The organism is Rhizobium sp. 05L429 (genome assembly GCF_056397645.1).
This window is the reverse complement of the sequence record NZ_JBFTNV010000083.1, coordinates 1-845: the sequence shown is the minus strand read 5'-3', so window position 1 is coordinate 845 and position 845 is coordinate 1. Positions and strand designations below refer to the sequence as shown.

General features: G+C 57.0%; 1 protein-coding gene. It reads left to right on the top strand.

The genetic code is table 11. The features are described from left to right. Nucleotides 1-77: 77 nt before the first annotated feature. Nucleotides 78-829, top strand: a protein-coding gene (locus AC1DNW_RS35400) for an IS5 family transposase (protein WP_477855806.1) whose coding sequence is annotated in 2 segments (ribosomal slippage) — nucleotides 78-408 and nucleotides 408-829 — 753 coding nt in all. Because the reading frame shifts where the segments join, the coding sequence is not laid out codon by codon here. The last annotated feature ends 16 nt before the right edge of the window (nucleotides 830-845 follow it).

Below are 845 nucleotides of genomic sequence, written 5' to 3'. Positions count from 1 at the left end.
TAGGGTTAAAACCCAATCAAACTATTGATTAAATTATCTCTGTATGATTCACTTCGGTAATAATGGGAGTTTGAATCATGGCAGGAGAATTCTGGCTTGATGACCGACAGTGGGCGGTGATCGCTCCTCTGCTTCCGACGAACCAACCCGGCGCTCATCGAACTGATGACCGCCGGGTGATCAGCGGGATTATCCACGTCCTGCGATCGGGTTGCCGGTGGCAGGATTGTCCAGCTTGCTACGGACCTTCGACAACCRTCTACAATCGCTTCCATCGCTGGTCTGCCAAAGGAATATGGCGGCGGCTGTTTGAAGCCCTGGTGCAAACGACCGATCAGGACATTCACATGATCGACAGCACCACCGCAAAAGCGCACCGCTCCGCCGCTGGCGGAAAAGGGGGGCGGATGCCGAAGCAATCGGTCGCTCGCGAGGCGGCAGATCGACAAAAATCCATGCTGTTGTCGATGGTTGCGGCCGTCCAATCGCGCTGCGGATAACGCCTGGACAGCGCGGCGACGCCCCCGTTGCCATTCCACTGATCGACCCCTTGCCGCCGAGCCGCATCTGCGCTGCCGATACCGCTTACGACAGCAACGCGTTGCGCGACTTTCTCACTGCACGCGGCACCGAGCCTGTCATTCCCAACAATCCAACCCGAAAGCAGATCAAACCGTTCGACCCCGTCGCCTACCGCCGGAGAAATATCATCGAACGTGCTTTCTGTCGCCTCAAGGACTGGAGGCGTGTCGCAACTCGATATGACAAGCTCATGCTCAACTTCGCGGCAACTTGCTACATCGCCGCCATCGTCATTTGGTGGGCCTGATTGAGTCTGGAGCCTA